Annotated in this window: 3 protein-coding genes and 1 pseudogene; 1 reads left to right on the top strand and 3 read right to left on the bottom strand. The window is 39.9% G+C overall.

The window, feature by feature from the left end; genetic code table 11:
- Nucleotides 1-130: 130 nt before the first annotated feature.
- The 3 genes from GEZ85_RS09950 to GEZ85_RS09940 form a co-directional block, all read right to left on the bottom strand.
- Complete coding sequence (locus GEZ85_RS09950; protein ID WP_153210195.1) at nucleotides 131-1,297, bottom strand: MalY/PatB family protein; 1,167 nt, start codon at nucleotides 1,295-1,297, stop codon at nucleotides 131-133.
- Nucleotides 1,298-1,304: 7 nt separating this feature from the next.
- Complete coding sequence (locus tag GEZ85_RS09945; protein ID WP_153210196.1) at nucleotides 1,305-2,399, bottom strand: cystathionine gamma-synthase; 1,095 nt, start codon at nucleotides 2,397-2,399, stop codon at nucleotides 1,305-1,307.
- 164 nt (nucleotides 2,400-2,563) lie between these two features.
- A complete protein-coding gene (locus tag GEZ85_RS09940; protein WP_153210197.1) occupies nucleotides 2,564-3,019 on the bottom strand; it encodes a hypothetical protein in 456 nt (151 codons plus the stop codon).
- 342 nt (nucleotides 3,020-3,361) lie between these two features.
- Here GEZ85_RS09940 and GEZ85_RS09935 point away from each other — a divergent pair.
- Nucleotides 3,362-3,430, top strand: a pseudogene (locus GEZ85_RS09935) (transposase); the annotation flags it as partial.

Below are 3,430 nucleotides of genomic sequence, written 5' to 3'. Positions count from 1 at the left end.
ATTTCGAAACTTTGAAAACTTCAAAAAACGGATTTTTATTGCTCTGAACATCAAAAAAGAAAGGGCAAATTTTGTCCTTTCTCGAGCTTAGCTTTTCTTCAACCCACTACAGTTGACAAAGAGCCGATTTTTAAAGTTTGGAAAAAGTAGTAACGATACGCTGACAAACTTCTTGCAACAGAGATTTAGGCATGGCTACATTGAGGCGGGCATGGAGACTTCCTTCCTCCCCAAAATCCAAACCACGGTTGAGGATAACCTTGGCTTCATTCCTCAAAAGCTCTTGCAATCTTTCATCAGTCAGGTCATAAGCTGAAAAATCAAGCCAAATCAAGTAGGTTCCTTGCGGTTTCATGACCTTGATTTTAGTCTCTTTTCCAAATAAATCTACCACATAATTGATATGGTCTTCAAAGACTTGCTTGAGTTCCTCTAGCCAATCTTTACCGTATCGATAGGCAGCTTCTGTCGCCAAATAACCCAAGCCTGAAATTTCATGCTGGTTATTGGCCAACTGGCGTTTCTGGTAAGCCACTCGCAACTTAGGATTTTCAATAACTGCATATGAATTTTTTGTTCCAGCGATGTTAAAGGTTTTAGTGGCACTAGTCAAGACGATAGCAAATTCTTTAAAGTCAGGATTGATGGTATTGAAGGAATGATGCTTGTAACCAAAAAGAGCCAAATCTTGGTGAATCTCATCTGAAACCAAGAAAACACCGTGTTTTTGGCAGAGTTGACCAATCTTCTCTAACACTTCTTTTTCCCAAACACGTCCACCAGGATTGTGAGGGTTGCAAAGAATATAGAGTTTGACATCCTCTTCCACCAAATCCTTTTCAAGTTGATCAAAGTCAATCTCAAACAGACCATCCTTTTCCACCAAAGAATTGGTAATCAATCTACGGTTGTTCAACTTGACACTTCGTGCAAAGGGTGGATAGACAGGTGTGTTAATCAAAACCGCCTCGCCTTCTTTTGTAAAGGCTTGAATAGCTGTTGAGATGGCTGGTACCACACCCTCGATAAAGACAAGAGCCTCTTTGTCAAAGTGGTAACCGTGTTGTGTGGCTTCCCACTTTTGAACTTCCTTAATTAACTCTTCACTGGCATAGGTATAGCCATAAACCAGTTGATCAGCGTAAGTCTGCACGGCTTGGCGGATTTCAGGCAAGACTACAAAGTCCATATCCGCTATCCAAGCTGGTAGGACTTCACTATCCGTTTCTGCTTCTTTCCATTTATAGGTATGGTGCCCTAAACGATTGGGCAGGCTTGTAAAATCATATTTTCCCATCTTTGTCTTATCCTTCTAATGCTTGGCGCAAATCTGCAATCAAATCTCTAGCATCCTCAATCCCAATAGACAAGCGCAAGAGGTCATCTGTCAAACCATAAGAATGGCGCACTTCTGCTGGAATATCAGCGTGAGTTTGCGTCGTTGGATAAGTAATGAGACTTTCTACCCCACCTAAACTTTCCGCAAAAGAGAAGACCTTGAGACTGTTCAAAATGTGAGGAATGCGTGTTTCATCGGCTACTTTAAAGGAAATCATGCCCCCACGACCAGTGTAGAGAACTTCCTTAACTGCTGGAGAATCCTTCAAAAAGGCAACCACTTCTTGGGCGTTAGCTGTTGAGCGCTCCATACGAAGAGACAAGGTCTTGAGACCACGAATCAATTGATAACTGTCAAATGGAGACAAGACTGCCCCTGTCGTATTGAGATTGTAAAAGAGTTTCTCGTATAGTTCTAAACTATTGGTCACAACCACTCCAGCCAAGACATCATTGTGGCCTGCCAGATACTTGGTTGCTGAATGGAGAACGATATCTGCTCCATCTTCAATTGGACGTTGGTAGATAGGGCTGTAGAAGGTATTGTCCACCACCACTTTGGCACCCTTAGCATGAGCCAATTTTGCTAGTTTTTCGATATCAAATTCCAACATCAAGGGATTAGTTGGTGTTTCGATATAGAGAACATCCACGTCCTTTTCTAACTCGGCAATCAACTCTGCTTCTGTATTGGCATAGGTAAAATGGAACCGGCCTTCCTGCTCCACTTGATTGAACCAGCGGAAAGAACCACCGTAAAGGTCACGGACAGCCAAGACCTTACTTCCTACTGGGAAGATACTAAAGGCCAGTACAATAGCTGACATCCCTGAGCTAGTAGCTAGGGCATAATCTGCTGACTCAATAGCTGCCAAGACTTCCTCAGCCTTAGTGCGAGTTGGGTTTTTAGTGCGTGTATAGTCAAATCCAGTAGACTGACCAAATTCTGGGTGCTGATAAGTCGTCGAAAAATGAAGCGGTGTCACCAAAGCTCCTGTCGCTTCATCTGATTTAATGCCCGCCTGGGCCAAAATTGTGTTGATGTGTAATTCCTTGCTCATACAATACCTCCAAATCTATAGTAACTATTGTACCACTTATTTTCATCAACTCATTTTCTTCTTTTCAAGAGCTGGTTATAGTTTTAAACTATAGACTTATCGAGTAAAGCTAAAAAGAATCCAGAAAAGCTTCCAGATTCTTTTGTGAAAATGATTGCTGGGGCTTACTTAGACTGAAAGAAATCCTGTTGGGATAAATAGTCATAATGGTCTTTGTTAAATTGATATTGGCCCACATGCTGACTAATCTGACCAACTTCCACGGAAAAAATATAGTCTTCATTTTGATAGTGCCAGTTCAGCCTAACTGTATTCAAGACTGGCTTATAAGTAAAATCTTTGACTTGATTCCAAGGCATCTCTACGACTTGATTAGAATGATTTTCTGTTACATCACTGATGTCCATCAAGTAGATTCCCTTAGGTGTGAATGCCAGAATCTTAGGCTTCACACTCGACTGAACATAGTAAGTCCCTCCTATAATGAAGAAATCAATAAAGGATTTCAACCATGTCTTTTTCTTAAAAGCCATCAGAAAATTCTTTTGCCCTTCAATGTGGCAAGTTGAGAGAAATGATTCAATCTGTTTTTCTGTTGCAAACTCCATAATAGCGCCCATGATAATACCTCCATAACGATTAGTAAATAGGCTGATAAGTATACTTCACCTAAAAGAAGAACTTATCATTAGTTACATTTTATCTTACTTTTACAGTAGATGGTATCCCTCCTATAACATTACCCTAGCATGTGCATACTTCAGTTAACACTGGAAGAGGATTTTAAAAATAGCTTCTCATGTTTTTGTTATATTCATTATATCATAGATTTGATAAACAATTTAAAAAATGTAAGCACTTTTCTTCCAACTTCGCCATCATTCTATAAAAAAACGACAGCTTCTTTGAACTGCCCCCCAAAAGTTAGACAGAAAAAATCTAACTTTTGGGGTGTTTTTATCATGAAATTAACTTATGATGATAAAGTTCAGATCTATGAACTTAGAAAACAAGGATATAGCTTAGAGAAG

This window comes from Streptococcus mitis (assembly GCF_009496205.1).
GTDB lineage: Bacteria > Bacillota > Bacilli > Lactobacillales > Streptococcaceae > Streptococcus > Streptococcus mitis_BN.
Note: the sequence above shows the minus strand (reverse complement) of the source record. Positions and strands in the feature narration are given on the sequence as shown.